The organism is Halobacillus sp., from assembly GCF_049282395.1.
Taxonomy (GTDB): domain Bacteria; phylum Bacillota; class Bacilli; order Bacillales; family Halobacillaceae; genus Halobacillus.
In genome coordinates this window covers 1-5,327 of the sequence record NZ_JBAPTY010000062.1, presented here as the reverse complement: position 1 = coordinate 5,327, position 5,327 = coordinate 1, and the positions used below count along the sequence as shown (strand labels likewise).

The window sequence follows — 5,327 nt, the reverse complement described above, 5'->3', positions numbered from 1 at the left end:
TTCCAGAATAAAATAATGATCAAACCCGTTTTTCGCGATTTTGTTCTGAGGGTGAGGGGTAACCATACCTTCCACCAGGTCTTTTCCTTCCCGGAAATCAAAAGGTGTGTCGGTCACGTCCAGCCATTTTCCAGTGGGAATCAGGTTATCGTCCAATTCGACAAATCGCGGACTGTTGAAGGTAAGATGATGATTATGCAAAGTCCTCTTATAGTCCCCGCTTAAATTAAAGTAAGAGTGGTTGGTTAATGTCAGGACGGTTGTTTCATCACTTTCCGCTTGATAGTCCACTACCAATTCGTTCTCGTTCGTTAACGTATAAGTCACGGTGACATCCAGATTCCCAGGGTATTCATCCTCTTCTTTTGAAACATTTAAAGAGAGCGTCAGACCGACCTCGTCGTTACTTTCAAAAGGAGTGACCTCCCATATTTTTTGATGGAATCCATTCGCACCGCCATGGAGGTGGTTGGGACCTTCATTGGCGTCCAGATCGTAGGTTTGTCCTTTTAATGTAAAAGAAGCTCCCTCGATCCGTCCGGCCACTCGTCCGATAATTGCTCCGAAATAATTAGGATCTTCTTTATAGTCTTCTACATTTCTGTAGCCAAGGACTACATTTTCAAGTGTTCCTTCGTGGTCCGGTACGAGCAGCTCCGTAATAATCCCACCGTAGTTCAAAACACTGAGCTTCATGCCGTGATCGTTCGTCAGGTCGTACTTTGTCCAGCTGTTGCTGACTTCTTTCGTCGTAATCTCCATGTTGTATGTACCTCCATTTAAGAAGCGAAGAAGAGTATCCGCATATTCTATAATTTCTATAGTCTTCTTTAGTTTATCAGACATGAAAGTGTTATCTACGTATTTCGCTTAAACGAATAAGCATCATAATAGAAAAAAGGGAACAAATAAAGTAGTTCAGGTGTGTTGAGACTCCTGTGATTTTATAGCCTCCTGTTATGAGGAGTAAAATCTACGGGGACTCCTGAATCTTATCGAGCATATGGTGAAAGGCTAAAGGATCTTCAAAATCTTCTGCTGTCCAATTTTCATGGATCCATTGTTTTAATTCTTCTGGTGAGTTGAATACCTCTCCACTGGTATCTTCTTTCCGTATGGTATATCGTCCGTTATCAGGGTCAATCGTAATAATACAGGGATAGGCCCCATTTTTTCCGCGCAGCGTGAATTCCAATGTGAGATCATCCTTTTTAAAGGTTATTGTAACCTGGAAGACCATCTTCATACCAATTGTCTATTACATTGAATTTCTTAAGAAAATGAACAGCAGTCTTCCTTGAAAAAAGAAATGGAAGCCAGAAGAATGGGTAAATATTCCGTAAAAAACCCTTGCGAAGAACTCGTAGTATCAGCTATAATAATATTTGTCGGATTAAGCGGCACGCAGTTGCTGGATCGGCAAATTTAAATCTATGGGGCATTAGCTCAGCTGGGAGAGCGCAACACTGGCAGTGTTGAGGTCAGCGGTTCGAGCCCGCTATGCTCCACTCATAAAAATCGCTTAGTTAGTTCTTATTAGTTAGCGATTATGCCCTAACGAGTACGCCTTCTAGTTTGGATTTATCCAAACTAGAAGGCGTCTTTTTTTCTGGAAAAAAACAAATATCTAAGGGTTGCTCATGCAACTCAGTATCTGAAATTAAAAACGAACCCACCTTTATGGAACGTACTGGGAAGTTTTAGCAAACTAATAGAAGGGAACTTTCTCAACAGACAGCATTCCGTAGAGGAGGAAACAAGAAATGAGTAAAACCATCTTTATTACTGGTGCAGGAAGCGGGTTAGGTAAAGGTACAGCAATTGGACTAGCTAAAAAAGGACATCATGTGATCGCAGCGGTTGAAATTATTTCTCAGATTACTAGCTTGAGAGAAGCGGCTTCAGAAGCTGGTGTAGAACTAGAAGTAATAAAGCTTGATATTAAAAACAAGCGTGATCAGCAGTTAATTAATGAATATGATTATGATATTTTTGTAGCTAATGCGGCGATTGGTGAAGGCGGACCTATTGCAGAAGTTCCAGTAGACCGTGTAAGGGATATATTTGAAACCAATGTCTTCTGCACACTGGAAAATGCGCAAATTGCTGCTAAGAAATTCGTAGATAAGAAAGCAGGAAAAATTGTATTCTTGAGCTCAATTGCAGGTGTGGTCGGTATGCCGTACCTTGGGCCTTATGTTGCTTCTAAGCATGCGGTCGAAGCAATGGCTAAGACTATGAAAGCGGAACTTGAAGAGTTTAATGTTCAGGTAGCCACGATCAATCCTGGACCATACGAAACTGGCTTTAATGACCGTATGTTTGAAGAGAAGCATAAATGGTATGATGAAGATAAGAACTTTACGCCAAGAGAGTCCATCGCCGAAACGGAGAAAATTTTAGATGATCAATATGATCCACAGGAAATGGTCGATAAGATGGTGGAAGTGATTGAAGCAGATCACCACGCTTTCCGTACAGCTTATCCTCAGGATGCAGAAGATATGATGAAAGAGGAAGAACAGAAGAATTGGGAAGCGAAAATATAATTACTTGAATTAATACTCTCAGTAAGGTAATTAAGTAAACGAAGTGATTCTGGAGCCTGACGCCTTTATCTATAGGTGTCAGGCTGTTTTAATTTTGCAGGAACTTGTTATGATGATGCCTCAGTTCCAATCAAGTGGTTAGTTGATAACTGTTCAATGTCCCCTTATGTATGTCGATCGCCATCTATTTCGGAAACAATCTTGACACCGATTCTCATCTGCAAAGCCTTTTTAAAGCCTTCAATTATATAATCGCCAGGGAAAGAATTCTGGTGTCAGATTCGTTTCTACTTTAGCTTACCAGTCATGAACTCTATCCAAAATGCCAAGCGATTTACAAAATAAACGTAAGTAGTGGATGATGACCCGCTTCTACATGATTTTGTTTCTTTTCTTCTCTTTTCTTTTCCTTTCTTTTAAATAAAGCGCCCACTTCTTTGGTCGGTCCAACGTTCGCTCCTTTGGTTGCACTAGCGTTCACTCCTTTGGTCGGAACAACGTTCACTCCTCCGTTCAGGTTAAGGTACGCACTAGCATTCATACACATCTTCAAGTTATCGTCGCAGCTACCTACAATATGGCAGACTAACAGCATTCTCAAGACTGTTAAACCAATCTTCAGTTACAATTAAAAGGTCTCACAAAGAAGACCCACGACTCAAAATGATTTAAAAAAGAGGAGTTTTTCGAATGGAACCATTACCTATTAATCTCAATGAAAAATTAACAAAATTTAATGATCAGTGGTCCCCGAAAGTTATTGGTGAAATGAACGATTATCAATTCAAACTGGTAAAAGTGCAAGGGGATTTTGTCTGGCACAGTCACCAAGATACGGACGAAGTATTTTTCGTGGTGAAGGGTCACATGGTTATTGAATTTCGCGATGGGGTAGTCGAGCTGTCAGATGGAGAAATGTATATCGTTCCAAAGGGGGTGGAACACAAACCTTATGCTGAAGAAGAATGTCACATTATGCTGGTCGAACCTAAGGGAGTAACGAATACCGGAGAGGCCGAGAGTGAGTTAACGGCGGAAAATGATATTTGGATTTAAACCATTCATTTTTCAGCAAACAGGGAATGTTTCTGTTTTCTAACTGTTATATTATTAAACTATTGATATACAACAGTATAGTTATTACAATATGTGTAAGCGCTTCAATATATTTATAAGGGAGAAGTGATGGAATGCAGGTACCTTTGGTGTTGACTGACTTTCTTGATCGAGCCGTAGAATTGTATGGGGATAAGCCCGCCATTATTGATGATGATCGCACGCTTACGTATAAGCAATTGAACGGGCGAGTGAATCAGCTGTCCCGGGGGCTGGGCGACCTCGGGGTGATAAAAGGGGACAAAGTCGCGTACCTTGCTCCGAACACGCTGGAGATGCTGGAAGGCTTTTATGGTGTGTTTCAAGTGGGCGCAGTGATGACGCCCCTGAATACTCGACTAAAACCGGCCGATTATCAATTCATTCTGGAACATAGTGAAAGTAAAGTGTTATTTGTGGACTCAGATCTCTATCACTTAGTTGAAACGGTTCTGCCTCAGCTGCCGCAACTCGAACATGTGATTGTGCATGGAGAAGAAAAAGAAGGTGCTACCTCCTATGAACCTTGGCTTGCGTCTTTTGCTGATGAGCTGTTTGACCGTGCGGAACTGGAAGAAACAGATATTGCTTCTCTTCTTTATACGAGCGGGACGACAGGTAATCCAAAAGGGGTATTGCTCAGTCACCGGGCGAACTATCTTCATGCAATGTCCACGATGCATCACCTGCGTGTGAGCGATCAGGATACATTATTGCACGTGCTTCCGATGTTCCACGTGAATGGATGGGGATCTCCTTTCTATTACACAGCCAATGGCGCCACCCAGGTCATGCTTCGCAAAACCGATCCAAAGCTCATGTTAGAAAAAATTAAGAAGCATGGTGTCTCGGTTTTACATATGGCACCGACTGTACTCAATATGCTGATGGAAGAGTATGATGCGGTTCAGCCGCAAATCGAACAGGATGTACGCGTGGTAATAGCCGGTTCTGCCCCGCCACCGGCCTTTGTTCGAAAAGTGGAGGAGGATTTAGGCTGGAAGTTCATCCAGGTATATGGCATGACGGAAATCTCCCCGTTGATTACGACGTCGGAATTACGTTCGATGGATCTTGATCTTCCTGCTGAAGAAAAATACCGGCTGAAAGCGAAGGCTGGTTACGAAATGATGGGAAGTAAAGTAAGAGTGGTGAATGAGTTTGGGGAAGAAGTCGCTCATGATGGGAAATCCATTGGAGAAATTATTACCCGGACCAATGGGATTATGGAAGGCTATTTTAAAAATGAGGAAGCGACGAACGCCACGATTCGGGATGGCTGGCTCTACACCGGGGATATGGCCGTGGTGGATGAGAAGCATACGATTGAAATTGTGGACCGTAAGAAAGATGTGATTATCAGCGGAGGCGAGAATATATCCTCGATTGAAGTGGAAGCCATTCTGTATGAGCATCCATCGGTACTTGAAGCGGCAGTGGTGGCGACGCCGCATGATAAATGGGGAGAAGTTCCGAAAGCCGTCGTCGTGTTAAGAGAAGGCGAGACCGTATCAGAGGAAGAGCTGATTATGTTCTGCCGGGAAAAGCTGGCACATTTTAAAGCACCGAAAAGCATTACGTTTATTGATGAACTGCCTAAAACGGCGTCAGGGAAAATACAAAAAGTAATCATTCGTAAATCGTTCTGGGAAGGACATAGCCGGCTTGTTAACTAAATCACGA

At 42.5% G+C, this 5,327-nt stretch carries 6 protein-coding genes and 1 tRNA gene; 4 read left to right on the top strand and 3 right to left on the bottom strand.

Annotation, left to right across the window (positions count from 1 at the left end; genetic code table 11):
* Together WAM07_RS03275 and WAM07_RS03270 are read right to left on the bottom strand one after the other, a co-directional pair.
* On the bottom strand, positions 1–762 hold a 762-nt coding region (locus tag WAM07_RS03275), incomplete at its 3' end, for an aldose epimerase family protein (protein ID WP_422164745.1).
* Positions 763–973: 211 nt separating this feature from the next.
* The gene (locus WAM07_RS03270) at positions 974–1,195 is read right to left on the bottom strand and encodes a hypothetical protein (protein ID WP_041601200.1); all 222 of its coding nucleotides are present in this window, start codon (positions 1,193–1,195) and stop codon (positions 974–976) included.
* Between the two features lie 240 nt (positions 1,196–1,435).
* Here WAM07_RS03270 and WAM07_RS03265 point away from each other — a divergent pair.
* A tRNA-Ala gene (locus WAM07_RS03265) sits at positions 1,436–1,508 on the top strand.
* A gap of 255 nt (positions 1,509–1,763) precedes the next feature.
* On the top strand, positions 1,764–2,549 hold the full coding sequence (locus WAM07_RS03260; RefSeq protein WP_422164743.1) for an SDR family oxidoreductase: 786 nt from the start codon (positions 1,764–1,766) through the stop codon (positions 2,547–2,549).
* A 334-nt stretch (positions 2,550–2,883) separates the two neighbouring features.
* Here the strand turns inward: WAM07_RS03260 and WAM07_RS03255 are convergent, their stop codons facing one another.
* The gene (locus WAM07_RS03255) at positions 2,884–3,054 is read right to left on the bottom strand and encodes a hypothetical protein (protein ID WP_422164741.1); all 171 of its coding nucleotides are present in this window, start codon (positions 3,052–3,054) and stop codon (positions 2,884–2,886) included.
* Between the two features lie 185 nt (positions 3,055–3,239).
* Here WAM07_RS03255 and WAM07_RS03250 point away from each other — a divergent pair, with 185 nt between their 5' ends.
* Positions 3,240–3,605, top strand: a complete 366-nt coding sequence (locus WAM07_RS03250; protein ID WP_422164739.1) for a cupin domain-containing protein — start codon at positions 3,240–3,242, stop codon at positions 3,603–3,605.
* A gap of 134 nt (positions 3,606–3,739) precedes the next feature.
* A complete protein-coding gene (locus tag WAM07_RS03245; protein WP_422164738.1) occupies positions 3,740–5,320 on the top strand; it encodes a long-chain-fatty-acid--CoA ligase in 1,581 nt (526 codons plus the stop codon).
* Positions 5,321–5,327 lie beyond the last annotated feature (7 nt).